The organism is Tabrizicola sp. TH137 (genome assembly GCF_002855575.1).
In the GTDB taxonomy this organism is placed as follows: domain Bacteria; phylum Pseudomonadota; class Alphaproteobacteria; order Rhodobacterales; family Rhodobacteraceae; genus Paragemmobacter.
Genome location: NZ_PKRQ01000007.1, coordinates 89,477 through 114,593, shown reverse-complemented (window position 1 = coordinate 114,593; position 25,117 = coordinate 89,477). Strand labels below are relative to the sequence as shown.

18 protein-coding genes are annotated in these 25,117 nt (G+C 66.1%); 11 read left to right on the top strand and 7 right to left on the bottom strand.

Features of this window, described 5'->3' with window-relative positions; translation table 11 throughout:
* Positions 1 to 30 precede the first annotated feature (30 nt).
* Positions 31 to 1,848, top strand: coding sequence for a glycosyltransferase (locus tag C0V75_RS19120; protein WP_101922578.1), 1,818 nt, complete (start codon positions 31 to 33; stop codon positions 1,846 to 1,848).
* Between the two features lie 15 nt (positions 1,849 to 1,863).
* Here the strand turns inward: C0V75_RS19120 and C0V75_RS19115 are convergent, their stop codons facing one another.
* Positions 1,864 to 2,697 carry a class I SAM-dependent methyltransferase gene (locus C0V75_RS19115; RefSeq protein ID WP_158241886.1) on the bottom strand — a complete coding sequence of 278 codons (834 nt, stop codon included), beginning with the start codon at positions 2,695 to 2,697 and terminating at the stop codon, positions 1,864 to 1,866.
* Between the two features lie 38 nt (positions 2,698 to 2,735).
* Here C0V75_RS19115 and C0V75_RS19110 point away from each other — a divergent pair, with 38 nt between their 5' ends.
* The 3 genes from C0V75_RS19110 (at position 2,736) to C0V75_RS19100 (ending at position 11,739) form a co-directional block, all read left to right on the top strand.
* Positions 2,736 to 4,130 carry a capsule biosynthesis protein gene (locus tag C0V75_RS19110; protein ID WP_101922576.1) on the top strand — a complete coding sequence of 465 codons (1,395 nt, stop codon included), beginning with the start codon at positions 2,736 to 2,738 and terminating at the stop codon, positions 4,128 to 4,130.
* Between the two features lie 443 nt (positions 4,131 to 4,573).
* Positions 4,574 to 11,485 carry a peroxidase family protein gene (locus tag C0V75_RS19105; protein ID WP_101922575.1) on the top strand — a complete coding sequence of 2,304 codons (6,912 nt, stop codon included), beginning with the start codon at positions 4,574 to 4,576 and terminating at the stop codon, positions 11,483 to 11,485.
* Complete coding sequence (locus tag C0V75_RS19100; RefSeq protein ID WP_101922574.1) at positions 11,485 to 11,739, top strand: hypothetical protein; 255 nt, start codon at positions 11,485 to 11,487, stop codon at positions 11,737 to 11,739. Before C0V75_RS19105 ends, C0V75_RS19100 begins: the two co-directional genes overlap by 1 nt.
* Before the next feature lie 89 nt (positions 11,740 to 11,828).
* Here the strand turns inward: C0V75_RS19100 and C0V75_RS19095 are convergent, their stop codons facing one another.
* The 4 genes from C0V75_RS19095 to C0V75_RS19080 all read right to left on the bottom strand — a co-directional run bounded on the left by C0V75_RS19095 (position 11,829) and on the right by C0V75_RS19080 (position 15,255).
* A complete protein-coding gene (locus C0V75_RS19095; RefSeq protein ID WP_101922573.1) occupies positions 11,829 to 12,737 on the bottom strand; it encodes a cation diffusion facilitator family transporter in 909 nt (302 codons plus the stop codon).
* 99 nt (positions 12,738 to 12,836) lie between these two features.
* Complete coding sequence (locus C0V75_RS19090; RefSeq protein ID WP_101922572.1) at positions 12,837 to 14,186, bottom strand: HAMP domain-containing sensor histidine kinase; 1,350 nt, start codon at positions 14,184 to 14,186, stop codon at positions 12,837 to 12,839.
* The gene (locus tag C0V75_RS19085; protein ID WP_101922571.1) at positions 14,183 to 14,845 is read right to left on the bottom strand and encodes a response regulator transcription factor; all 663 of its coding nucleotides are present in this window, start codon (positions 14,843 to 14,845) and stop codon (positions 14,183 to 14,185) included. Before C0V75_RS19085 ends, C0V75_RS19090 begins: the two co-directional genes overlap by 4 nt.
* Complete coding sequence (locus tag C0V75_RS19080; protein ID WP_101922570.1) at positions 14,845 to 15,255, bottom strand: PepSY domain-containing protein; 411 nt, start codon at positions 15,253 to 15,255, stop codon at positions 14,845 to 14,847. The genes C0V75_RS19085 and C0V75_RS19080 overlap by 1 nt, the downstream gene beginning before the upstream one ends.
* A gap of 130 nt (positions 15,256 to 15,385) precedes the next feature.
* Between C0V75_RS19080 and C0V75_RS19075 the strand changes: the two genes are divergently transcribed.
* The 5 genes from C0V75_RS19075 (at position 15,386) to C0V75_RS19055 (ending at position 19,708) form a co-directional block, all read left to right on the top strand.
* A complete protein-coding gene (locus C0V75_RS19075; protein WP_143710457.1) occupies positions 15,386 to 15,877 on the top strand; it encodes a PepSY domain-containing protein in 492 nt (163 codons plus the stop codon).
* Positions 15,878 to 16,149: 272 nt separating this feature from the next.
* Entirely contained in the window at positions 16,150 to 16,962 is an 813-nt protein-coding gene (locus C0V75_RS19070; protein WP_254216533.1) for a sugar phosphate isomerase/epimerase, read from the top strand.
* A gap of 8 nt (positions 16,963 to 16,970) precedes the next feature.
* Positions 16,971 to 17,612: a nucleoside/nucleotide kinase family protein gene (locus C0V75_RS19065; RefSeq protein WP_101922567.1), complete on the top strand. Its 642-nt coding sequence runs from the start codon at positions 16,971 to 16,973 to the stop codon at positions 17,610 to 17,612.
* A 3-nt stretch (positions 17,613 to 17,615) separates the two neighbouring features.
* On the top strand, positions 17,616 to 19,022 hold the full coding sequence (locus tag C0V75_RS19060) for an FGGY family carbohydrate kinase (RefSeq protein WP_101922566.1): 1,407 nt from the start codon (positions 17,616 to 17,618) through the stop codon (positions 19,020 to 19,022).
* A complete protein-coding gene (locus C0V75_RS19055) occupies positions 19,019 to 19,708 on the top strand; it encodes a class II aldolase/adducin family protein (protein WP_101922565.1) in 690 nt (229 codons plus the stop codon). Before C0V75_RS19060 ends, C0V75_RS19055 begins: the two co-directional genes overlap by 4 nt.
* A 16-nt stretch (positions 19,709 to 19,724) precedes the next feature.
* On the opposite strand, the gene C0V75_RS19050 is transcribed toward C0V75_RS19055, so the two are convergent.
* Entirely contained in the window at positions 19,725 to 20,429 is a 705-nt protein-coding gene (locus C0V75_RS19050; RefSeq protein ID WP_101922564.1) for a hypothetical protein, read from the bottom strand.
* A 474-nt stretch (positions 20,430 to 20,903) separates the two neighbouring features.
* Here C0V75_RS19050 and C0V75_RS19045 point away from each other — a divergent pair, with 474 nt between their 5' ends.
* Both C0V75_RS19045 and ilvD read left to right on the top strand, forming a co-directional pair.
* On the top strand, positions 20,904 to 22,040 hold the full coding sequence (locus C0V75_RS19045; RefSeq protein WP_101922563.1) for a fumarylacetoacetate hydrolase family protein: 1,137 nt from the start codon (positions 20,904 to 20,906) through the stop codon (positions 22,038 to 22,040).
* 71 nt (positions 22,041 to 22,111) lie between these two features.
* Positions 22,112 to 23,953 (top strand): dihydroxy-acid dehydratase, encoded by a 1,842-nt coding sequence (gene ilvD, locus C0V75_RS19040; protein WP_101922562.1) that lies wholly within the window; start codon positions 22,112 to 22,114, stop codon positions 23,951 to 23,953.
* A 126-nt stretch (positions 23,954 to 24,079) separates the two neighbouring features.
* On the opposite strand, the gene C0V75_RS19035 is transcribed toward ilvD, so the two are convergent.
* Positions 24,080 to 25,072 (bottom strand): aldo/keto reductase, encoded by a 993-nt coding sequence (locus tag C0V75_RS19035; RefSeq protein ID WP_101922561.1) that lies wholly within the window; start codon positions 25,070 to 25,072, stop codon positions 24,080 to 24,082.
* Positions 25,073 to 25,117 lie beyond the last annotated feature (45 nt).

Below are 25,117 nucleotides of genomic sequence, written 5' to 3'. Positions count from 1 at the left end.
GGTGTCCTTGTTGAAGAGAGTAGGCTGCCGATGAGTCCGTTCGACCGACGTCAGGAAGTGCTTGACGCCATGCGTCTGCAATCCGTGCTGACCCCTTTGGAGGGGGTTCCTGTCAGCCTCTATCTGCAAGAGGGGAGCCGGGTCGAACCGGTGGCGGATGGGGCGTTCCGGTTGCCGCCGCGCGGGCGGATGGAGACGGATACCTATTTCAACGCCTTCTATCTGAATGTCTGGCGGGCGCATGTGCGGCTGGATCGGCTGGGTGTGCTGTGCCGGGCGCGGGGGGTGGTGTCCCTTCGGGTCACCGCCCATCTTGCCGGCGGGGGGAGCCGCATTCTTGCCGACTGGATGGATGAGGGGGAAGGCGCCGAGGCGCTGCACTGGGTCTGGACGGAAGGCCCCGAGGAGGAGGAAGAAATCCTGCGGTTGAGCCTGTCCGTGGCGACGGCGGAAGGGGCGGTCATCGAGGAGCTGGGCTATGTGACCGATCCGGTGGCCGATCTGCCCCTGCGCCTTGTCGTGGGCATCTGCACGATGAACCGCGAGGCGCTGCTGGAAGGGACGCTGCTGGCCTTGTCGCACTTCGCGGCGCAGTCGCCGACCTTGCAGCGGGTGGTGCTGGTAAATCACGGGCGGCCTTTCCAGCGGTCGGAGCTGCGCCATCTGCTGGAGCGGCCGCTGTTCCGGGTGGTGCAACAGGCAAATCTGGGCGGCAGCGGCGGCTTTGCCCGCGCGATGATCGAGGCGCAGGAGGGAGAGACGGCCCCGACCCATCTGCTGCTGATGGATGACGACATCCGGCTGGACCCGCGGATGATCTGGCGCGCCCTGGCCTTTGCACGGATTGCGGGAGAGGTGGCCGTTGGTGGGCAGGCGCTGGAACTGGAGCGGCCGCATCGGTTGCAGGAGGCCTGGGGGCGGCTTGGCCGGAACTGGTTGCCGATGGTGGAAGGGGGCGGGACCGATCTTTCGGACCCGGCTGCGATGACGCTGTGGGAACGGGTGCCGCAGGCGGATTACAACGGCTGGTGGTTCTGCCTGCTGCCGATGACGGCGGTCCGCCGCTGCGGATTGCCGATGCCCTGTTTCATCCGGGGGGATGACATCGAATACGGGCTGCGCCTGAAGGAGGCCGGGGTCAAAACGGTGCCCTTGCCGGGGCTGGGGGTCTGGCATGCCTCGGTGCGCTACAAACATGCGGGGATCGTGCATTACTATGACCTGCGCAACAGCCTGATCATGGCGGTGGCGCATCCCGGACTGGGCGATCTGCCCGGGCCCTTGCATGTGATCGGCTATGTGCTGCATCACCTTCTGGTGCATCGCTATCGCTCTGCCGCGGCCTGCCTGATGGCGCTGAGGGATTTCCTGAACGGCCCGGATGTGGCGCTTTCGGCCGATGCGGCCCGGCTGCACAGAGAGTTGACCCGGGCGGTGGAGGGGATACCGCCACCGGCCCGCGTCAGCGCAAGGCCGGAGGAGATGACGCGGCCGGACCCGTTTTCGGCGCAGGCGCCCGATCCGCGCCCGTGGCAGGTGGTGCGACTGGTGCTGATGGTATTGCTGCGTCCGCAGGGCCGGGCGATCCGGCTTTTGCAGATGGGCGCGCCGGACCCGGCACGGATCGGGGGGCAGCCCTATCTTCTGGCGCTGGATCCGATGGCGCGGTCCTGTCTGGTCATGCGGCCGCAGCGCGGGCGGTTCCTGCTGTATCTGGCGCAGACGCTGTGGCTGGGGTTGCAATATGCGGTCTGGCGGCGCGTGGCGCGGCGCAGCTGGCGGCTGGCGCTGCCCCGGTTGCTGAGCCGTGACCGCTGGCTGCGGGAATTCGCGACGCGACCGCTCTAGGGGGTGGTGGTGCGGTTACGGCTTGTGCAGCACGCAGGCGAAATCGGCCCGTCGGCCGGAGGTGTATTCGGCATATTCCTCGCTGCCGGGCATGTCGGCCCATTTCCAGCCATAGGCCCGGAAAGGCCAGGGCACGCGGGCCAGCTCCTCGGCGCGGCGGGGGATATCTGCCTTGAGCGCGGCGAAGGTCTGGGGCGTGATGTCGCGATAGAGGTGGAAGGCAAGGCCGTTTTCGGCAGCGGCCTGCCGCAGTTCGGCCTGGATGGCGGCATGGTCGCCCTGACGGTAGCCAGCCGAGAAGGCGATGACCGCACCGGGACGGGCGCAGCGGGCGGCTTCGGCAACATAGGTGGACAGGCCGAAATAGGTTGGCGCACCGACGGAGAGGACGAAATCGGCGCAGGCATCGGGCAGGTTGATGCGCTTGCCGGTTCCCTTGACGAGCCGAGTTTGCGGGATCGTGGCCAGAAAGCGCGCGGCCTTGCGGGTGACGGTGCCGTTTCGGTCCGTCCCGATCAGGCGGGCCTTCGGATAGAGGGCATGGGCATAGTGGAGCCCGCCGCCCTGACCACAGCCCACATCGAGGATCACCTCCGGGTCCGGCGCAAGATCGGCGACGAGGTCGGCCAGCAGGAGGTGATACATCATCGCACTGGCCTCTTCCCCGGCAAGGGCGGGAAGCTGCCGGAAATCAGGCGAGAGGGGCAGGTAGCCGCTGTTGAAGAAGCGTTTCCGCGCCACCGGAGAGAAGCGGTAGAGCACCTCATAGGCGGCAAGGTCGAAGAGATGGAGGGCGAGGCGGCTGATCGCCGGGGCGGTGGCGTGCCGAATGCGGACAAGATCGGGCATGGTCGGATACCTGGAAAGGCGAGCACTCATTACGCCTTATGGCAGACCACAGGGACGGGGCGGATGCAAGGCGTGGCGCCATGCGGGTGATGCTGTTGCAGGGCCCGCCTTCGCCCTTTGCCCGCGAACTGGGCGCGGCGCTGGCGGCGCGGGGGCATCACGTGACGCGCGTGCTGTTGAGTTTCGGTGACTGGCTGTTCGGGCGGGGCGCGGGGGCGGTCCTGTGGCGGGGACGGTTCGAGGAGTGGGAGACCTGGGTCGAGGCGCGGATGCGGGCAGAGGGGATCACCCATCTGGTCTATTATGCCGACCGGCAGCCGCATCATGTGGCTGCACAGCGGGCGGCGCGGCGGCTGGGGGTGCGTTGCGTGTCCTATGAAAACGGCTATCTGCGGCCCGACTGGATTCTGGTCGAGGAGGGCGGACAGGGCGCCTTTTCCCATTTCCCGGCTGATCTGGCGCTGGTGAAGCGGCTGGCGGCGGGCTTGCCGGAGCCGGAGATGCAGCGGCGCTATGGCCATGGCTTTGCATCCGAGGCGGTGGCGGAGGTCGCCTGTCATCTGGGCAACTGGCTGTTCGCGCCTGTCTTTCCGGGGTTCCGGGCGGATCGGGCGGTGAACCCGGTCTTGGAATACCTGTCCTATCTGCCGCGCCATGTGCAGGCCTGGCGCGGGGCAGGTGCTGCGGATCGGGCGGTGGCGCGGCTGATCGCGGAGGGGCGGCGGTTCCATCTGATCGCGCTACAGATGGCGGGTGATTATCAGATCCGCGCCAATTCCGGCTATGCCGATCTGCGGGATTTCCTTGCCGAGGTGATCGCTTCGCATGCGCGACATGGGCCGGCGGAGGGGCTTTTGGTCGTGAAGCGGCACCCGATGGACAATGGCCGGATCAACTGGCCGCGCGTGGTGGCGCGGATGGCGCGGCGGGCGGGCGTGGCCGATCGCGTGCTGTTTCTGGATGGCGGCGACCTCGGCCTTCTGCTGCGCCATGCGGCGGGCTGTGTCGTGGTCAACAGCACGGTGGGGCTGCATGCGCTTCAGGCGGGCTGTCCGGTGCTGTGCCGGGGCATCGCGGTTTATGGCATGGCCGGGTTGACGCATCAGGGCGGACTGGACGGGTTCTGGACTGCGCCGGAACGGCCCGATCCGGACGGGGTGGCCGCGCTGGTGCGGTTGATGGCGGCGGCGATCCATGTCCGGGGAGATTTCCTTGCGCCAGAGGGACGGCGGGCAGCCGTCACGGCCATGGTGGCGCGGCTGGAGGCAGGGCTGGCGCGGCCCTTCGGGGCCTTCGTGCCGGTTCCGCCGCGCCTGATGCAGGCGCGGGCGGCGGGCATACCGATCGCGCCATGGGAGGCGAATCATCCGATGGGGGGAGGTTCCGGCGGGCTGGTCAAGGGTGTGGCGGCGCAGGTGGGGCGGGGTATGTGACAGCGGGCGTGACGGGGCGCGCGGCTGCGGAATTGTGGCCGAAAGATGGCGCGAACAATTCTCATTCGCCGATCAGAATCATGGGGTTGCAGAGTGGTCCCCGGCTGTGGCGCGACGTCTGGTCCGACCTGGCGAAAGGTGCGAATGCGAATGCGAGTGCCTTGCAAAGCTATTGCAAGTCAGTCGCATTTGTGGCAGTTTGCCAAGAATAACAGGGGCGTGATGGCGCCCCATCCTCACTGCGCCTGTTCTGCGGATGGGCCTTTGGGGCAATAGGTCTCGGCTTTATCAGACTTTTGTCTGATGGGGCCTTATACCTATTTCAGAAGGCTGTCGGACCGTCGGCCTTTGTTCGATTATGGCCAAATCGTGATCATGGGACCATCCGAAAGGACAGGTCCGCCCTGTCCCTCCGTCATGGTTCAACACAGGGACATACTGCCATGGTCACGCTTAACCTGAACGACCTCGCCCATATTCTGGAGCAGATCAAGATCGCCGAAGCGCATAGCTCCGCGATGCAGAGCGGGGCCGACGCTCGGGCATCGCTGGAGGCTTTGATCACCAATCCGCTGATTCCGACGGGGCTGCGGACCGTGTCGGGCGTGTTGAACAACTACACCATCGGCTACATGAACAATGGCGCGTCGGACCAGGTGATGCTGCGGCTGCTGACGCCGGAATTCAACGTGGCGGAGACCAACCCGCGCAACGGCCAGCAGACGAGCTATGCGCAGACCTCCGGGTCGGTCTATGACAGCCAGCCGCGGACGATTTCCAACCTCGTGGCCGACCAGACGCTGGGCAATATCGCCGCGATCTCGGCCGCCTTGCAGATTGCCGGCATCGTCGGGGTGGAAAACCTGACCGTGTCGCAGCAGATCCATGCGGCCTTTGAGGCGGCGCAGGCGGAAGCGGCGCAGACGCAGGGCCTGAGCCTGGCCACGCTTGAGGCGAACCTGGCCACGCAGCAGGGGCAATTGGCGGCGGCCATCGCCGACCGTGACGCCAAGATGGCGACGCTGACCACGGCGGAAAGCGCGGTGACGGCGGCAACGGCGGCGGAAGCCACCGCGCAGGCCGCCTTTGACGCCCTGATGAGCGGCGTGACGGCGGCGGAAGCGAGTGTAGATGCGGCGCAGCTTGCCTTGAATGCGGCCCTGGCCGCGCAACTGGCCGCTGCGGCGGAACTCGCTGCGGCGCAGACGGCAGTGACGGATGCCGGAGCGGCAGTGACGGCCAAGCAGGACGCGCTTGCCACCGCGCAGACCGATCTGTCGGCGGCTCAGGCCATTGCCGCGACGACCGAAAGCAGCAAGGCTGCTGCTGCGGCGCAACTGGCGACGGCGCAGGCCAATCTGAATACTGCGCTCGCGGCACTGGATGCGGCGGCGACGACACCCCTGAACCCGATCGACGATCTGCTGGCGGCGCTTCAGGTCACCCTGGCGACGCAGGCGCGTGAAGATGCGCAAGCCGCCTATGATGCCGCAGTGGCGGCGGACAATGCAGCGGATGCCGACGTGGCCGCGAGGCAGGCAGTGGTGAACACCGCGCAAAGCGAGCTGGACACTGCCATTGCCAATGAAGAGGCTGCGCAGACCACGCTGGCCACGGAAATCAACGAGAAGGCGGCGGCGGATCAGGCCGTCGTGACCGCGGAATCCGTGCTGGTACAGGAGCAAGCGGATCTTCAGGCGGCACAGGATGCCGTTGCGGCGGATGCCGGGGCTGCGGCGGCGGTGTTGCTGGCGGCGGAAACGGCCCTAGCGGATGCGATTGCTGCCGAGGCATCGGCCCAGACGGCCTATGATGCGGCCGTGACCACCGTGACCGCGGAACAGGCCGATGTGACGGCGGCGCAGAACGCGCTGCTTCCCTTCGGCGAGGCGGCGGTTGCGAACGCAGCGGTGCAGGCTCTGCTGACCGAATACGGGATCGAGATGGACGGCGTGAACGTCCTTCTGGGCAACGTGGCGGCCGATCTTGGCGATACCGCGCCCTATAACAGCTTCTTCACCATCTTCGGCCAGTTCTTCGACCATGGCCTCGATCTGACGCAGAAGGGCGGGGCTGGATCGGTCTTCATCATGCTTCAGCCGGATGACCCGCTTTACGTGCCGAACAGCCCGACCAACTTCATGGTGCTGACGCGGGCGACGAACCAGCTTGGCCCGAATGGCGAGATCATCCGCGAGAATGCCAACGAAACCACGCCCTGGATCGACCTGAACCAGCTTTACACCTCGAACCCGTCGCATCAGGTCTTCCTGCGCGAATATGTGATGGTGGACGGCGAGCCGATGGCGACGGGCCGGATGCTGGAGGGCGCGAATGGCGGTGCGCCCACCTGGGCCGACATCAAGGATCAGGCGCGCAACCTGCTGGGGATCGAGCTTTCGGACCTGAACGTCCATTCGGTGCCGGCGATCCTGACCGATCTGTACGGCGAATTCGTGCGCGGCGCCAATGGCCTGCCGCAACTGGTGACGGCGACCGGTTTCGTCGAGGGGCAACTGCCGGTGGTTGCCGGTGGTCCGGCCATGACGCTGGCGGCCTCTGCGCTCAGCGCGGGACGCGCCTTCCTGAACGACATCGCGCATGACGCGGCTCCGGGCTTCGTGGATGATGACCGCGACCCGACGACCGGTGCCGTTCAGAAGGATCCGGATGCCGATACGGCGACGGGCAATGCCCAGCCGCTGAACGCGTTCGGCCAGGCGACGACCTATGACAACGAATTGCTGGACCGCCACTTCATCGTGGGTGACGGACGCGGCAACGAAAACATCGCGCTGACCGCGATCCATACCGTCTTCCATGGCGAGCATAACCGCCAGATCGACGCGGTGAAGGCGACGCTGCTGGGGTCCACCGATCTTGCGCTGCTGAATGAATACCTGCTGAACGATCTGCCTCCCGGCACGAACCCCGCGACGCTGACTGATGCGCAGAAGGCCGCGCTGGTCTGGGATGGCGAGCGGTTGTTCCAGACGGCACGCTTCTCGACCGAGATGGTGTATCAGCACCTCGTCTTCGAGGAGTTTGTCCGCGCCGTCGCGCCGCAGATCGACCCCTTCGTCTTCTCGAACTCGGTCGAGATCCCGGTCGGCATCAGCCAGGAATTCGCGCAGGTCGTCTATCGCTTCGGCCATTCGATGCTGAACGAAACGGTGGACATGCTGGGTCTGCTGGATGCCAATGGCACCCTGGGCGAAAGCGGCACGCCGGGGATGACGACGGTCGAGCTGTTCGATGCCTTCCTCAACCCGGTGATGTTCGATGCGCAGGGGATCGACGCCCATGCGGCGGCCGGGGCGATCCTGCGCGGCATGACCCGCCAGCATGGCAACGAGATCGACGAATTCCTGACCGATGCCCTGCGCAACAACCTGGTGGGGCTGCCGCTCGACCTGGCCGCGCTGAACATCGCCCGGGCACGGGATGTGGGCATTCCCTCGCTGAACGAGGCGCGTGCGCAGTTCTTCGAGCAGACGGGGAATACCTATCTGAAACCCTATGAAAGCTGGACGGACTTTGCCGCCAACATCAAGACGCCGCTGTCGGTGGTGAATTTCATCGCGGCCTATGGCACGCATGGAACGATCACCGGGGCGACCACGATGGAGGCCAAGCGGGACGCGGCGATGAAGCTGGTGCTGGGCGGGGCCGGTGCGCCGGAGGACCGGCTGGCCTTCCTGAACGGAACCGGGGCCTGGGCGGGTGTCGAGACCGGTCTCAACAAGGTGGACTTCTGGATCGGCGGTCTGGCCGAGGCCAAGATGCCCTTCGGCGGGATGCTGGGATCGACCTTCACCTTCGTCTTCGAAGCGCAGATGGAGGCGCTTCAGAACGGTGACCGGTTCTACTACCTGAGCCGGACGCAGGGCATGAACCTGCTGACCCAGTTGGAAAGCGACAGCTTCGCCGATCTGATCAACCGCAACACGGATGGCGAGCATCTGGGACTTTCCATCAACGGGGCGGCCTTCCAGACGGCGGCCTGGGTTCTGGAAGTGGATCAGGCCAAGCAGTTCAACACCGGCATCGGCAGCGCCGACCCGACCCGCGAGATGGACGTGCTGTCGTCCATGAACGGTTCGGCCAGCCTCGTGGTGCGGGATGCAAACTATCTGAAATATCTGGGTGGCGAGCATGTCGTGATCGGCGGCACGGCCGGGGATGACACGATCATCGGCGGTGCGGGCGATGACGGCCTGTGGGGCTATGACGGTGATGACGATATCGAAGGCGGCTTCGGCGTGGATCACATCCATGGCGGCGAAGGGTCTGACCTGATCACCGACAGCGGCACCGATATCGGCGCGGCGGATGTGATCAAGGGGCAGGGCGGCGACGACCTGATCAACGGCGGGATGGGTCTTGACCTGATCTTCGGCGGCGACGGGCGCGACGTTCTGGCCGGTGGCGACGAAGCGAAGGACATCTTCGGCGGGCAGGGGGATGACTTCATCCGGTCGCCCACCGGGGGTGGCGGCATCGTCTATGGCAACGAAGGCAATGACTGGATGGAAGGCCAGGGGAACATGAACACCCTGACCGGCGACAATTCGGAACTGTTCTTCAACAGCCGCATCATCGGCCATGACGTGATGAAGGCGGGCGAGAACGACACCGACTTCGACGCGGAATCCGGCGACGACATCATGATCCAGGGGATCGGCATCAATCGCAACAACGGCATGGCCGGGTTCGACTGGGTGTCCTACAAGGACAACAACTACGATGTCGATGCCGACATGAACATCAGCATCTTCGTCAACCAGCAGAACAACATCCTGCGGGACCGCTTCGACCTGGTCGAAGGCCTGTCGGGCTGGAACAACAACGACAAGCTGACGGGCCGTGAAGTCGTGGTGGGGGCCTATGACGATGCCTTCAACGCGGCTCAGGTTTCGGCGACCTCTCCCATCGCGTCCTATTCCAACGCGCTGCTGGAAGAGAACATCGACATGGTCCGCGGCCTGCGCGAACTGGTCGATCATCTGGCGACCTTCACCCTGACCCAGCCGAACACCCTTGAGACCAAGGTGGCGCGGATGAGCACGGTGAATGGCGACGACATCATCCTGGGCGGTGGCGGCAACGACACCATCAAGGGGATGGCGGGCGACGACATCATCGACGGTGACAAGTGGCTGAACGTCCGGATCGAGGTGAAGAATGCGGCGGGCACGGTGATCGGCACGACCGATGGCCTGACCAAGCAGATCTTCGACATTGCTACCGGGGCGGTCATGTTCGGAGGCCAGACGCTGGAACAGGCGCTGTTTGCGCGGGATGTGAAGGCGGCCGACCTGAACGTGGTGCGCGAGATCCTGGACGGCGATGCCGCCAATACCGGCATCGACACCGCGGTCTATTGGGATGCGCGCGGCAATTACGATGTCGCGGTCAACGCGGATGACAGCCTGACGGTGACGCATACGGTGGCCAATGCGGTGGGTCCGGTGGACCCGACCTCGGGCCGGGCGCTGTCGAACGAAGGTGCGGACCGGTTGTCGAACATCGAGCGCATCCAGTTCGGTCTCGACGCAGGTGCGCCGACGCTGAACGTGATCAACGGCACGGATGCCGGGACCACGGTGGACGGAACGGGCGGTATCGAGATCATCTTCGCCGGCGGTGGGAATGATCTGGTGACGGCGCGTGCCGGGAACGACACCATCTCGGGCGGTCTGGGGAATGACACGATCCAGGCCGGGGCTGGGGATGACACGATCCACTGGTTCGTCGGGCATGGGCGTGACACCGTGACCGGTGGTTTGGGCGAGGATACGCTTGTGATCAATGGCGATGCCTCGGCGGAAGCCTTCATCGTCTATTCCCGCAACGCGGCGCTGAACGCCGGGATCACGGGCCTTGCCCTTGCGACGCAGATCGTGATCACCCGGAATGGGGCCGTGGTTTCGGAACTCTCCGGGATCGACGAGATCGTCATCAACACGGGCGCCGGGAACGACACGGTCCAGACGCGCGGCAACTTCAACGGGACCGACCTCAATTTCAACACCATCACGGTGAATGGCAGCGAGGGCAGCGATACGGTCGATATCTCGGATCTGCAATCGGCGCACCGCATCCTGTTCCGGTCCAACGGTGGCAACGACTTCATCGTCGGCTCGCTGCGGGCGCAGGATGTGATCGAGATCGCGGAAGGCACCGATCCGGCCTCTTACACGGCCACCGAGAACGAGGACGGCACCATCACCATGTCGAACGGCACCCATTCGGTGACTTTCGCGGGGTCGATGGACAGCCTGCCGACGCTGTCGCCGAAGGGCACCCATCAGCCCGGCGAGGGCGAAGGGGAAGGGTCGGGCAGCGGTTCGGAGGGCGGTTCGGAAGGCGAAGGGTCGGAAGGCACGGGTTCGGAAGGAACCGGGTCCGAAGACACCTCGTCGGGCGGCAATGACGATCCGGCGGATGACGAGGCCGAGGATGCCGATGACGACAATCCGGGCGCTGGCACGGGTTCGGGCAGCGGCACCGGTTCGGGCACTGGCACAGGTTCGGGCTCCGGCTCCGGCACGGGCGGCGGGACGACGGCGCCGGTTGTCGAGGGTGTGGTGCTGATGCCGGGGTCTTCGGCGGGTGTCATGGTCGGCGATGCGGGCGATGACGTGATCGTCGGCGGCGAGCAGGGCGATGCGCTGCTTGGCAAAGGCGGGGCGGATATCATCCTCGGCAATGGCGGCAATGATGTCGGCGTCGGCGGATCGGGCGGTGACACGATCGAAGGCGGCGCGGGCCGTGACGTTCTTCTGGGCGGCGAAGGGGATGATGTCTTCCTCGCAGCGTCCGGCGACGGGGCGGACATGCTCTTCGGGGGCGCGGGGATTGACACGCTCGACCTGTCGGCCCTGACCGAGGATGCGGTGATCGATCTGGGGGCCTACACGGCCATCGGGACGGCGCGCATCGGCGGTGTGACAGATCACCTGGTGGGGATCGAGAACGCCACCGGCGGGATGGGCAATGACGTGATCAAGGCCTCCCTGTCGATCAACGTGCTGACGGGCGGGGATGGCGAGGATGTCTTTGTCTTCGTCTCGGCCGGTGCTGCGGATGGCGACGTGATCACGGACTTCCGTCCGGGCGACAAGATCGACCTGTCGGGGATCGATGCGATGGTGGGTGTGAACGGCAACCAGGCCTTCACGCTGGCCGAGCAGGGCACGACGGCGGCAGGCAGCCTGGTGATCCGCGAAGTCGCGACGGAGAACGGTGTGGACACGATCATCGACGGCTTCACCGACGGCGATGCCGATGCCGACTTCTCGATCACGCTGCGCGGGGCGCATAACCTCGACAGCTCGTCCTTCTCCTTCTGATGAAACACGCCCCCGGCCGGGATACCGGCCGGGGCCCCTTGCGGGACGATGTTCTGCATATGGCGATGGAAGACATGTATGACCGTGAACTGACTGAACTACAGATCCTGATCGGACAATGGGCCAACACGGGCCGGGTGGATGTGAAGGACTGGGGCGCGAACGAGGTGATGACGATCCTCTCGGGCCGCCCGGAATTCCGCGAGAAATTCGTGGCGCTGCTGGAGATGCGACTGGGCAAGCCCGTGCAGTGAGACGCCTGAGGAAGATGCCGGGGGCCGGATAGCGCGAGAGTGGTGTCCGGCCCCTCGCTTTGTCTGGCCCCTGCGGTGCGCGGCTTTGGTCAGGCCCGGTCCTTGCGGCCGCCGTCGATGACCGAGAAGGGGGGCGCTGCGCCCTTGTCGGCCTCGATATGGATCGTGACCTGTGTGTTCGGTGTCGCGCTTTGCAAAGCCTGGGTGATGCGCTGGGTCAGGCCATGTGCCGTGGCCACGGTCATGCCGCCGGGCAGGATCAGCCGGAATTCGATGAAAGTGGCCGCCCCGGCATGGCGGGTGCGGAGGTCCTGCATCCTGAGCCCGTCGCCGCCTTCGGCATGGATCACCGCGCGGATGTTTTCCAGTTCGCGTTCGGGCAGGCTTTCGTCCAGCAGGCCGCGCACGGCACCGAGGACGACAGACAGGCCCGTGCGCAGGACGTTGAGCGCGACAAGGCCCGCGATCAGCGGATCGAGGATCAGCCAACCCGTGAGGCTGCTGGCCACGAGGCCGAGGATGACAGCAGCGGAGAAGAGAACATCCGAAAACAAGTGCCGCCCGTCGGCCTGAAGCGCGGGTGAGCGCAGCTTGCGGCCTTCGGTGATGAGGACATAGCACCACAGGCCGTTGATGATGCTGCCCAGCCCGGAAAGCATCAGACCCTGAAACATCGCCGTGACGGGTTGCGGATCGAAGAGACCCGCCGCCGCCTCGCGCAGGATCATCACGGCGGCGAGGGTGATGAGCGTCCCGCCGAACAGGGCGCTGAGCAGTTCCGCCTTGTGGAAGCCGAAGGGATGACGGTTGTCCGCCGGGCGAAAGGCCAGCCAGACGGCGAAGAAGGCCGCGAGGGAAGAGGCCAGATTGACCAGGCTTTCGGTGCTTTCGGAAAAGAGGGCGATGGAGCCCGTCACCCACCACGCGCCCATCTTCAGCGCCAGCACGAGGAGGGCGATGCAGATGCTGATGGCGGCGATCTTTTGCAGGCGGGACATGGGAAAGGTCGTCCGGCAGGGCCGGCCAAAGTGAGAGTCACAATCATTAACTGCGATTCGGTGTCGAATTGAAGGAAAGATTGCGGTCGCGGCGCCGGGTCAGGCCTCGGGCAAGGCGGCAAGCACGAGGGTAACGGCAAGGCCTTGCCCCGTATCCTTGATGATCAGGTCGCCCCCGGCGCTGACGGCGATTTCATCGGCGATGGACAGCCCGAGGCCGGAGCCTTCGCCGCTTGTATCCAGCCTCTGGCCGCGCTGGCGGAGGCGGGCGATCTGATCGGAGGGCATGCCGGGGCCGTCGTCGCGGATGGTGACGTGGATATGCGGGCCGGATCGTGCCACGGTGAGGGTGACACAGGCGCGGGCATGGGTGACGGCGTTCTCGACGAGGGCCCCCAGAGCCTCGGTCAGATCCGCGCTGTCGATCCGGGCGAAGTGCTGCGCGGGCGCGTCGATCCGCCAGTCGAGCGCGGCCCCGGCGGGCGTGCGGCGCAAGACGGCGACCACGCCTTCAACGGCGCGGGCGACATCGGCCCGGACGGAGGCTGCGCTGCCTGCGATGGTGGCGCGGGCAAGTTCGCGGTCCACCTGCTTGCGGATCGAGTGGACGACGGTTTCCACGCCGTCTGCCTCGTCGTTGCGGCCCTGGCTGCGCAGGCGCTGGGCTTCGCCGAGAAGCGCCTGGAGCGGGGTTTTCAACCCATGGGCCAGGTCGGCCGCGCGACGGCGGGAGCGGTCGATTTCCTGCGCGCGGGCCTCCAGAAGGGCGTCGATCTGGCGGGCGAGCGGGGCGATTTCCACGGGAACGCTGTCGCCGATCCGGTCTTCCCTGCCGCTGGTCAGATCGCCCAGGCGGCGGCCGAGGGTGGCAAGGGGGGCAAGGCCCACCACGATCTGCACTGCGCCCGCGGCGAGGAGCAGGAGGCCGAGCGCCGCGAGCCAGGGCAGCATCTCCGCCTCGAAAGCGGCGCGGGCCGCGTCGATGCGGGCGCGGTCGAGCGCCACGGTGATGCGGAGGGTCCGGTCGCCTTGCGCCGTGCTGCGGATCACGCTGCGGTCCAGTGCGAGAAGGGAGGTGTCCTGCGGGCCGGGCAGGGTGAGGATGGCATCTTCCCCCGGAGGCGGGGCCGCGGGCAGGGTGAGGGTGAAATCCCAGAGCGACCGCGAGGTCCAGCTTTCCGCGTCGGACGCGACAGCCCAGTAGCGCCCGGAATAGGGGCGTTCATAGGCCGGGTCAGTTGGGGGGGAGGGAAGGGTCAGGCTGCCATCGGCCCCGGCCTCGACGGCGGCGATCAGGAAATCGGAGCGGTCGGAAAGTTCGGCCGCTATTGCGCGTTCGGCATGGCGGTTGAAGAGGATGGAAAGACCGATCTGCGCGGCGATGAGAGTGAGGATCAGAACCAGCGCCCCGGCGAGGGCAAGGCGCAGGCGGAGGGAGGCGCGCCTCATGGATCGGTTCCGAGACGGTAGCCAAAGCCGCGCCGGGTTTCGATCGCGCCGGAGCCGAGCTTGCGGCGCAGCCGCGTGATGACGGCCTCGATCGCATTCGCCTCGCGTCCGTCTTCGCTGCCATAGATGTGATCGAGCAATTCGCTGGGCGCGACGGTGCGGTCGCGGTTCAGCAGCAGATAGGACAGAAGGCGGAATTCGAGCGGGGTCAGGGCGACGGGCAGGCCGTCGCGGGTGACGGTCATGCGGTTGGTGTCGATGGCCAGCGCGCCGAGGCGGTGGACGGTCTGCACGTGCCCCGCTGCCCGGCGGACAAGGGCGCGGGCACGGGCGGTGAGTTCCTCGACCATGAAGGGTTTGGGCAGGTAGTCATCTGCCCCGGCCTCGATTCCTTCCACCCGTTCGGACCAGGTGCCGCGGGCGGACAGGATCAGGATCGGAAAGCCCCGCCCTTCGCTTCGCCAGCGTTTCAGCAGGGTAAGGCCATCAAGGCGCGGCAGGCCGAGATCGAGGATGACGATGTCATAATCCTCCGTCCCGCCCTGGAACCATGCCGTGTCGCCATCCGCCACCGTTTCGGTCCGGAAGCCTGCGGCGGAGAGGGCGGTCGCGACCAGATCCGCGATGCGGGCGTCATCCTCGACAATGAGGGCGCGCATCAGTCATCGACCTCGATATCCAGGACGCGGGCGGTCGCGGCATCCACCTGAAGGTCAAGAACGCGGCCGTTGCGGGTGATCATCTCGATTTCATAGATCACGCGTCCGCGTCGTTTCTTGATGTCGGCGTCGATCATGCGCGCGCCATATTCCGGTTCGACCTGGGCAAGGATGGCCGCGAGCGGCAGGATCATGCCTGAGGAGACCCCGGCGCGGGCATCGCTGCCGTCGTCGTCATCGCTGTCGCCGCCGTTGTCATCGCTGTCGCCGCCATTGTCGTCGCCGCCGCGATCGTCGCTGCCATGGCCGCCCTTGTCATCGCCACCACCGCCGCCATCCCCGTCCTTGGCAAGGGCGGGGGCTGCCGCATTGAGCAGCAGGAGAAGACAGAGGAGGGCCGGTCGGATCATGGGCGCACCCTAGCAGAACGAAGCTGACAGTTCGCTGACAATCCGGGTCAGGCCGCTGTCAGGCAGCGTGTGGCAAAGCTGTGTCATCCCGCAGTGAGGGGCAACCGAAAACATGATGAAGGATGATGCCATGACCTCCAATGAACTCCGCCGTGCAGGCCATATCTCGATGGGCTTCGCTCTGGTCGCCGCCGTCGTCGGCGCGCTTTCGCTGATGTCGGTGACGAGCACCGCCTATGGCGGCAGCGATGACAGCGGCAGCGATGATCGGGGCAGCGACGACCGCGGTGGCGACCGGGGTGGTCGCAGCAGTGATGACGGCGCGGGCGATGATCACGGGCGTCGCCATGGTGGCCATGGCGCCGATGATGGCCCGGGCGATGATCACGGGCGCCGCCATGGCGGCCATGGGGCGGATGACGGCCTGTCGGGGTCCGGTGTGGTGCTGCCGCTGGCCGAAGTGGCCGGAAACTGGGAAGCGCGCGGCTACCGCATTCTCGACATCAGCCGCGAGGACGGGTCTGTCGTGGAGATGGATGTGATCGACCCGGCCGGGATGCGTTGGGAAATGTATGTGGACACCGCGAACAACGCGATCCTGAGCAAGCACGTCGAGGACTGAGCAGGTCGGCACAAGACCGAAGGGCAGGAGAGAAGGCCGGGCGAAAGCCCGGCCTTTGGCCTTTGTGCCGCAGTCGCCGCCCGCGCGGGGAGGAAATTGCGCCCGAGGGCAAGAGCGGCGTTGCCTTCAGGGCCTTTGCTGATGTCATCTGCCGTCGAAGGCGGGCCGGATGCGCCGGGCAGGGATCCGCCCTGCGCCAGGGCGCAGGGCAAGGCCGGAGATGAGGGGGGAACGGGATGGAAGGTTTTGGCGTTCACACCAGCATGTGGACCATGCATTGGGATCGCGCCGGGGCGGAGCGGACGATTCCCGCTGCGGCGGCCTACAGGATGGATTTCATCGAGATCGCGCTGCTGAATACCGCCATCGTGGATGCGGCGCATACGCGGGCGCTGCTGGAACGGCACGGGATGCGCGCGGTCTGTTCGCTGGGCCTGCCCGAGCGGAACTGGGCGAGCGTCAACCCCGAGGGGGCCATCGCGCATCTGTGCGACTGTATCGACACCGCCGCCGCGATGGGGGCGGAGGCGCTGTCGGGCGTGACCTATGGCGGGATCGGGCAGCGCACGGGCCTGCCGCCGACCATGGCGGAGTACGACAACATCGCCCGCGCCCTGGCGGCAGTTGCGAAACATGCCAAGGCCCGGGGAATCGCCTTCGGGATCGAACCGGTGAACCGCTACGAGAACCATCTGATCAACACCGCCGCGCAGGCCAAATGGATGATCGAGAAGGTGGGGGCGGACAACATCTTCATTCACCTTGATACCTATCACATGAATATCGAGGAGAAGGGCGCGGGAAACGGCATCCTCGATGCCCGCGACCATCTGCGCTACATCCACCTGTCGGAAAGCGACCGAGGCACGCCCGGCGAAGGCACCTGCGACTGGGACGAGGTCTATGCCACGCTGGCGGCCATTGGATTCAAAGGCGGGCTGGCGATGGAAAGCTTCATCAACATGCCGCCCGAGGTGGCCTATGGTCTGGCTGTCTGGCGTCCTGTCGCGGAAAACTTCGAAGAGGTGATGGACAAGGGTCTGCCCTTCCTGCGGAATAAGGCGCGGCAATATCGGTTGATCTGAGGCGCAAGATGACGGCACTGACCATCGACATCGCAAGTCTGGCAGAACTGCTGGCGGCCCGTGCAGAGGGTGGCGGGCGCGTGGTCGCGGCCCTGGCCGGGGCGCCCGGATCGGGCAAATCGACCGTGGCAGAGCGTTTGGCCGAGGTGTTGAATGCGCGGGCGCCGGACATGGCTGCGGTGCTGCCGATGGACGGGTATCATTACGATGACCTGCATCTGGTGCCGGCGGGATTGCGCCCCCGGAAGGGCGCGCCGGAGACATTCGATGTGGGCGGGCTGCACCACACCTTGCTGCGGTTGCGGGCGCGGGATGAGGCATTTGTCGCCGTCCCGGTCTTTGATCGCGATATCGAAATCGCGCGGGCCGGGGCGCGGATGATCGCGGCAGAGGTGCCGATCATCATCGCCGAGGGGAATTACCTGCTGCTGGGGCAAGAGCCATGGTCGCGGCTGCGCCCGCTTTTCGATGTGGCGGTGCTGGTCGATGTGCCCGAAGCCGTGCTGCGGGACCGGCTGACGGCGCGCTGGACCCATTACAACCTGACGCCGGAGGAGATCGCCTGGAAACTGGAGGGCAATGACCTGCCCAACGGGCGCTTTGTCATGGCGGAAAGCCGCGACGCGGATTTCCGGCTTCCGAACGGCTAGCACATGGCAGGATCGGGCATCATCGCCGTTCTGGATGTCGGCAAGTCCAATGTGAAGCTTTCGGCCTGCGACATCGACGGGCAGGTGATCGAGACGCTGTCCGTGCCGAATGCCGTGCTGCCCGGCCCGCCCTGGCGGCACCATGACCTGAAGGCGCTGAACGGCTGGGTGCTGGCGGGGCTGGCCGATCTGGCACGGCGGCATCCGCTGGCGCATTTCGTGGCCTCTGGCCACGGCTCCGGGGGCGTGCTGGTGGGCGATGACCCGGATGCGGGGGGCGATGGTGCGGTCTTGCCCATGGTGGATTACGAGCAGCCCTTGCCGGATGGGCTGGCCGCCGAATATGCGCCGCTGGCGGGGGATTTCCTGGACCGGGGATCGGCGGTGATGATGGCTGCGACACATACTGCGCGGCAGATGTTCTGGGCCGAGCGGGATTGTCCAAAGGCCTTTGCGCGGGCGCGATGGTGCCTTGGCATTCCGCAATACTGGGCATGGCGCCTGACGGGTGTTGCGGCGAGCGAGGTCACGACCCTGGGCGCGCAATCGCATCTGTGGAATGTCGCGCGGGCGGAGTGGTCGCCGATTGTCGCCGCGCGGGGATGGGCGCGGCTGATGCCGCCTTTCGCGAAGGCATCTGATGCGCTGGGGCCGGTCCGGGCCACGCTTGTGGCACAGGGGGTGCCGAAGCTGCGTGTGCGGGCCGGAGTGCATGATTCCTCGGCCAATTTCCATCGCTATCGCGCGGCGGGGATGGAAAGGATCTGCGTGATCTCTACCGGCACATGGATCGTGGCGATGGCTGACGGGATTGATCCGGCGCGGCTGGACGAGACGCGGGGCATGACCTGCAATGCCGATGTGGCAGGGGCGCCGGTCTGCGGGGCCCTGACGATGGGCGGGCGGGAATTCGCCATCCTCGCTGGTGCGCAACCCGAAGGGGCGCTTGCTGATCCGGCGGCTCTGGGGCGGGTGGTGACGCAGGGGACGATGGCCTTGCCGGCCTTCGGGACGAATGACGGGCAGTTTCCGGGATCGGCAGAGCAGGGGCGGATCATCGGCCCGGCGCCGGACGGGGCGGCGGAGCGCCTTGCGCTTGCGGTCCTGTATGTCGCGCTGCTGACGGTGGAATGCGGCAACCGGCTTGACCCGGAGCGGGACTGGGTGCTGGACGGCAGTTTCCTGCGCGATCCGGCCTTTGCGGCGCTGGTAGCGGCGTTGCGACCGGGCCGGGTTACGCGGGTGAATGCCGAAGGGCATGGCGTTGCGGCGGGGGCGGCGGCGCTCTGCCATCCCGGGCGGGCGATGCCTGCGCCAGAACTGACCACGCCCGCAGCCCTGCCCGGACTGCCGGACCTGACCGATTACGCCACGCGCTGGCGCGCCTTAGCCGAGAAAGCGACGACATGACGGATGACGAAGCAAGCCTGCGCGCGGCGATGGTCGCGACCTGCCGGAAGATGAACGAGACCGGCATCAATCAGGGGACGGCGGGCAATCTTTCGCTGCGGCATGGGGACGGGTTCCTGATCACGCCTTCATCGCTCCCCTATGATGTGATGCAGCCGGAGGACCTTGTCCGGATGTACTGGGATGGCAGCTATGAGGGACGGCGGCCTTCCTCGGAATGGCGTTTCCACCGCGATATCCTGAGGGCGCGTGGCGATGTGAACGTGGTGCTGCACTGCCATTCCGCCTATGCGACATCCGTGGCCTGCCATCATCGCAGCATTCCCGCCTTTCACTACATGGTGGGCGTGATGGGGGGGAACAGCCTGCGCTGCGCGCGCTATGCCACTTTCGGCACACAGGCCCTTTCGGATGCGGCAATCGAGGCGCTGGAGGACCGGATGGCCTGCCTGCTGGGCCAGCACGGGCAGATCAGCCTTGGCACCACGCTGGACGGCGCGCTGTGGATGGCGGTGGAGGTGGAGACGCTGGCGCGGATGTATGTGCAGGCGCTGGCCCTGGGCGAACCGCCCATCCTGCCGGATGACGAGATGGAGCGGGTCATCGCGCAGATGCAGCGGATGAGCTATGGCCTTGGTCCCGAAGAGGAGGGGGCGAATGACATCGCCCGCCCGAGATCAGTCTGACTGTCTGATGGCCCTTCTAATGGCCAGTGTCTTCGACATGGCTGCCGCAACTGGCCGGGCTCTGGCGAGCACCCTCCGCCTGCGGGATGGTTGACGTTGCGGGCAGGTCGCTGGTGCCGCGAGACGGATCGCTTCGGCCCAGAAGGCCATACCAAGCCGTGACATTGTCGAGATAGGCCATGAAGACAAGCCGTTCGTCCACGCGCGCAAGGGGGCGGGGGCGGCCGAAGGTATCGCCAAAGACCCATGTCCGGTCGGACGGGTCGATGTAGAAGGCGAGCATGTGAAGTTCGCGCCCCCGGCCGAGGGGACTTGTGGTGATCAAGAGGCCGAGCCGATCGGCAGGGATGCCGGCGCAAACGGCCAGTTGGGCGCTGCTGATGCTCATGTCGTCGCAGTCGCCCGCAGGGCGCTTGCCCGCGATCAGCGCCCGGGTGAGCGGGGTCCACGTGTCGGTGCCGCTGTCGTTGCGGAAGACCATGCCTGCGCGAACCAGTCTGTCGATCTGCTGGATCGTGTCGATTCCGCCGCCGCGTGGCCAGCCTGCGGCAGTGTAGGCATTCTGATAGGCGGTGCAGGAGGCAACATCTGGATGGCTGCGGGCCATGATCGTGGCCTGTGGCACGGGGATGGCCTTTCCACCTGCCTCGGGCAGGCTGTCTGCCGCCTGGGCAGGAAGGGCGAGAAGGGTGGCGAAGAGGGCGAAGATGACGCGGACCATGGTCCATCCCGTGGCGCAGCAGGCGCCTTAGTGTCAGAATAAGAGATTTATCGAATTGAGTGAATATCTCCATACAGAGGGTTTGGCATCCTTTCGGATGCAGGATTGCGGCAAGATCGCGGCGAAACGCACCCTGTGATCTGGCCTCTCGGTGTGCGCCATATCGGGGCTGAAACGGAAAGCTATCCGGATCGCGGGAGAACCCAGCCGGGGCAAGGTGGTCCGGGTCACCTGGCGGGGCGGTCATCCGGCGTGGTGACGCCGGACTGCCCTGGGGTGGCCACGGTGCCCCCGATGCCGGAGATCGGCGTTGCCGATGGTCGGGGGCGGCCACGGTTTTCAATCCCTTTGCGAATCTTCCGCTGACGGGCTGACAGTCTCCGCCGGATCCGAAGTTCTGACGGCTCACGGCTTGCCCTTCACCGCCTCCCTGCGCAAGAGTGGCGGAACGGGGGAGAAGAACGGGGTGAGGGAATGCTGAACCTGCCGGGATCCGGGGTGTTTGTCGGTCGCGTCTGGCGGCGGGGTATCGGTCCTTCGGTGGTGACCTTGCGCGGGGATCGGGTGGTGGACATCACCACGCGGGCCACGCCCACGATGCGTGATCTGCTAGAGGCCGAAGATGTGCCGGAAATCGTGGCCGGGATTGCGGGTGAGGACATCGGCAGCCTGGACGAGATCGTTGCCGGTTCACTTCAGGGGCGGGGCGGGACGCGGCTGCTGGCGCCGGTCGATTTGCAGGCGGTCAAGGCCTGTGGCGTGACCTTCGCGCGGTCCATGCTGGAACGGGTGATCGAAGAGCGTGCAGGCGGCGACCCGACGCGGGCCGAGGCCGTGCGGGCCCGCGTGGCCGGGGTGATTGGCGACAGCCTGCGCAATCTGGTGCCGGGATCGCCAAAGGCCGCCGAGGTGAAGGCGGTTTTGCAGGCAGAGGGGCTGTGGTCGCAATATCTCGAGGTCGGAATCGGCCCGGATGCGGAGGTGTTTACCAAGGCCCCGCCGATGGCGGCGGTCGGCTGGGGCGCGGGCGTGGGCCTGCATCCGGTGAGCCGTTGGAACAACCCAGAGCCGGAGGTGGTTCTGGCGGTGGATTCCACGGGGCGGATTGTCGGGGCGACGCTGGGCAATGACGTCAATCTGCGCGATGTGGAGGGGCGGTCGGCGCTGCTTCTGGGGAAGGCGAAGGACAACAACGCCTCGGCGGCGATTGGCCCCTTCATCCGGCTGTTCGATGACGACTTCTCGCTCAATGACGTGCGGAAGATGGAATTGACGCTGGAGGTGACGGGCGAGGACGGTTTCGTGCTGGAAGGGCGATCTTCGATGGCCGAGATCAGCCGCGACCCGGCCGATCTGGTGGCCCAGACGCGCGGGGCGCATCATCAGTATCCGGATGGCTTCGTGCTCTATTGCGGGACGATGTTCGCGCCGGTGCAGGATCGGGATGCGCCGGGGCAGGGCTTTACCCATCACATGGGGGATGTGGTGACGATCTTCACCCCGGCGCTGGGCAGTCTGCGCAATACGGTGCATCTGGCGACGGACCTGCCGGAATGGACCTTTGGTGCCGGGGCCCTGATGCGGAATCTGGCAGGGCGCGGCCTGCTCTGAGGGGGCAGTGACTTGACCCAGCGCGGCGCGGATGCGATGCGGCTGTGTCATGTCTGTCGGAGGAGACGCCCATGCCCGCCTATCGTTCCCGCACAACCACCCATGGCCGCAACATGGCCGGCGCCCGGGGCCTTTGGCGCGCGACCGGCATGAAGGATGGCGATTTCGGCAAGCCGATCATCGCCATCGTGAACAGCTTTACCCAGTTCGTGCCGGGGCATGTGCATCTGAAGGACCTTGGGCAATTGGTGGCGCGCGAGGTCGAGGCGGCGGGGGGCGTGGCCAAGGAGTTCAACACCATCGCCGTCGATGACGGGATCGCGATGGGGCATGACGGGATGCTCTATTCCCTCCCGTCGCGCGAGATCATCGCCGATAGCGTGGAATACATGGTCAATGCCCATTGCGCCGATGCGATGGTCTGCATCTCGAACTGCGACAAGATCACCCCCGGCATGCTGATGGCGGCGATGCGGCTGAACATTCCCGCCGTCTTCGTGTCGGGCGGGCCGATGGAGGCCGGGAAGGCCATTGTGAAGGGGAAGGAACTGGCGCTCGATCTCGTCGATGCGATGGTCGTGGCGGCGGATGAAAGCTACAGCGATGCCGAGGTCGAGGCGATCGAGAAGGAGGCCTGCCCGACCTGCGGGTCCTGTTCCGGCATGTTCACCGCCAATTCGATGAATTGCCTGACCGAGGCGCTGGGCCTGTCGCTGCCCGGGAATGGTTCGACGCTGGCCACCCATGCCGATCGGCGGCGGCTGTTCGTGGAGGCGGGGCACCTGATCGTGGATATCACGAAGCGCCATTACGAGCAGAATGACGACAGCGTGCTGCCGCGCAATGTGGCGAACAAGAAGGCCTTCGAGAATGCGATGGCGCTGGATATCGCGATGGGCGGGTCCACCAACACGATCCTGCACATCCTTGCCGCCGCGCATGAGGGGGGCATCGACTTCGATCAGGATGATATCGACAGGCTGTCGCGCAAGGTTCCCTGCCTGTGCAAGGTCGCGCCCGCCAAGTCGGATGTGCATATGGAGGACGTCCATCGTGCGGGCGGGATCATGGCGATCCTCGGCCAGCTGGACAATGCGGGCCTTCTGCACCGCGATTGCGTGACGGTCCATTCCCCCACGATGGGCGCGGCGCTGGATCACTGGGACATCAGCCGCACGAACCATGACAGCGTGCGGCATTTCTTCAAGGCGGCCCCCGGCAATGTGCGGTCGGCCACGGCCTTTTCGCAGGAGAAGCGCTATGCGGAACTGGACCTTGACCGGGAAAAGGGTGTGATCCGGTCGGCGGAACATGCCTTCACCAAGGAGGGCGGTCTGGCGGTGCTGAAAGGCAATATCGCGCTGGACGGCTGCATCGTGAAGACGGCGGGTGTGGATGAGGCAATCTTCGTCTTTTCGGGCCCTGCGAAGGTTTACGAGTCGCAGAATGACGCTGTGGCGGGCATCCTGAACAATGAGGTGAAGGCGGGGGATGTGGTCGTCATCCGCTATGAGGGGCCGAAGGGCGGGCCGGGGATGCAGGAGATGCTCTATCCCACCAGCTATCTGAAATCCAAGGGGCTGGGCAAGGTCTGCGCGCTTTTGACGGATGGACGCTTTTCGGGCGGAACCTCGGGCCTGTCGATCGGCCATGCCTCGCCTGAGGCGGCCTCGGGCGGGGCGATCGGGCTGGTGCGGGATGGCGACATGATCGACATCGACATTCCCAGCCGGACGATCAACCTGCGGATTTCCGAGGCGGAACTGGCCGAGCGCCGGGCCGCGCAGGACAAGCTGGGATGGAAGCCCGCCAAGCCGCGCCCGCGCAAGGTGACGACGGCGCTGAAGGCCTATGCGCTCTTTGCGGCCTCGGCTGACAAGGGGGCCGTGCGGGTGCTGCCCGACAACGCCTGATAGGGGCTTGAAAACCTGAAGCAAAGGGGCGTCCGATGTGACGCCCCTTTCACTTTCTGTCTTCAAATATCCTCGGGGGGTGAGGCCGCAGGCCGAGGGGGGCAGACGGCCCCCCTGCGACGGTCGTCACCAGCGCTGATGCACATGGGGGGCGATGAGGCGGTCATAGACCGCGCGGCAGGCCTGCATCGTGGCGGCGGGCAGGGGGGCAAGCGCATCGGCCCCGGCATTGGCGATGCTTTGCGCTTGGGTCCGCGCGCCGGGGATGACGACGGTCGCGGCCTCTTCCATCAGGATCCAGCGCAGGGCGAATTGCGCCATGGTCGCGCCTTGCGGGACGAGCGGGCGCAACTCCTCCACCGCCTGAAGGGCCACGTCATAGGGGACGCCGGAGAAGGTTTCGCCCACGTCGAAGGCCTGCCCATGCCGGTTGAAGTTGCGATGGTCGTCGGCGGCGAAGGTGCTGGCGGCGGTCATCTTGCCGGTGAGCATGCCGGAGGCGAGGGGGACGCGGATGATGGTGGCCACATTGCGCGCCTGTGCCTCGCGGAAGAAGAGGGTGGCGGGACGCTGGCGGAAGAGGTTGTAGATGATCTGGACCGAGGCGCAGCCCGGATATTCGATGGCCTTGAGCGCCTCTTCCACCTTTTCGACCGAGACGCCCCATTGGGCGATCTTGCCTTTGGATTTCAGGGCTTCCAGCCCGTCGAAGAGGGCGGGGGTGTAATAGACCTCGGTCGGCGGGCAGTGAAGCTGCACGAGGTCGAGGCAATCAAGCCCAAGGTTCTTCAGGCTGCGGTCGATGAAGGATTCAATGTTTTCAATCGTGTAGCCGGAAGCGATGTGGGGCGAGAGGCGGCGGCCCGCCTTGGTGGCGACAAAGGGGCGGGGACCGGAGCGGGATGCCAGCACGTCGCGGATGATGCGTTCGGAGCGGCCATCGCCATAGACATCGGCGGTGTCGATGAAGGTCATGCCGGCGTCGAGCGCGGCTTCGAGCGTGGCCTTTGCCTCGCCTTCGGACACGTCGCCCCAACTGCCCCCGATGGCCCAGGCGCCAAAGCCGATGCGGGTAACGGTCTTGCCGGTTCTGCCGAAGGGGGTGGTCGAGAGGGTCATGTCACGCTCCTGCTGTCAGAATTGCGCGGGCCGTTCCGGCCCGCA

Coding starts and splice junctions, on each gene's coding strand:
- C0V75_RS19120 (WP_101922578.1), top strand. CDS start 31: ATGAGTCCGTTCGACCGACGTCAGGAAGTGCTTGACGCCATGCGTCTG.
- C0V75_RS19115 (WP_158241886.1), bottom strand. CDS start 2,697: ATGCCCGATCTTGTCCGCATTCGGCACGCCACCGCCCCGGCGATCAGC.
- C0V75_RS19110 (WP_101922576.1), top strand. CDS start 2,736: ATGGCAGACCACAGGGACGGGGCGGATGCAAGGCGTGGCGCCATGCGG.
- C0V75_RS19105 (WP_101922575.1), top strand. CDS start 4,574: ATGGTCACGCTTAACCTGAACGACCTCGCCCATATTCTGGAGCAGATC.
- C0V75_RS19100 (WP_101922574.1), top strand. CDS start 11,485: ATGAAACACGCCCCCGGCCGGGATACCGGCCGGGGCCCCTTGCGGGAC.
- C0V75_RS19095 (WP_101922573.1), bottom strand. CDS start 12,737: ATGTCCCGCCTGCAAAAGATCGCCGCCATCAGCATCTGCATCGCCCTC.
- C0V75_RS19090 (WP_101922572.1), bottom strand. CDS start 14,186: ATGAGGCGCGCCTCCCTCCGCCTGCGCCTTGCCCTCGCCGGGGCGCTG.
- C0V75_RS19085 (WP_101922571.1), bottom strand. CDS start 14,845: ATGCGCGCCCTCATTGTCGAGGATGACGCCCGCATCGCGGATCTGGTC.
- C0V75_RS19080 (WP_101922570.1), bottom strand. CDS start 15,255: ATGATCCGACCGGCCCTCCTCTGTCTTCTCCTGCTGCTCAATGCGGCA.
- C0V75_RS19075 (WP_143710457.1), top strand. CDS start 15,386: ATGACCTCCAATGAACTCCGCCGTGCAGGCCATATCTCGATGGGCTTC.
- C0V75_RS19070 (WP_254216533.1), top strand. CDS start 16,150: ATGCATTGGGATCGCGCCGGGGCGGAGCGGACGATTCCCGCTGCGGCG.
- C0V75_RS19065 (WP_101922567.1), top strand. CDS start 16,971: ATGACGGCACTGACCATCGACATCGCAAGTCTGGCAGAACTGCTGGCG.
- C0V75_RS19060 (WP_101922566.1), top strand. CDS start 17,616: ATGGCAGGATCGGGCATCATCGCCGTTCTGGATGTCGGCAAGTCCAAT.
- C0V75_RS19055 (WP_101922565.1), top strand. CDS start 19,019: ATGACGGATGACGAAGCAAGCCTGCGCGCGGCGATGGTCGCGACCTGC.
- C0V75_RS19050 (WP_101922564.1), bottom strand. CDS start 20,429: ATGGTCCGCGTCATCTTCGCCCTCTTCGCCACCCTTCTCGCCCTTCCT.
- C0V75_RS19045 (WP_101922563.1), top strand. CDS start 20,904: ATGCTGAACCTGCCGGGATCCGGGGTGTTTGTCGGTCGCGTCTGGCGG.
- ilvD (WP_101922562.1), top strand. CDS start 22,112: ATGCCCGCCTATCGTTCCCGCACAACCACCCATGGCCGCAACATGGCC.
- C0V75_RS19035 (WP_101922561.1), bottom strand. CDS start 25,072: ATGACCCTCTCGACCACCCCCTTCGGCAGAACCGGCAAGACCGTTACC.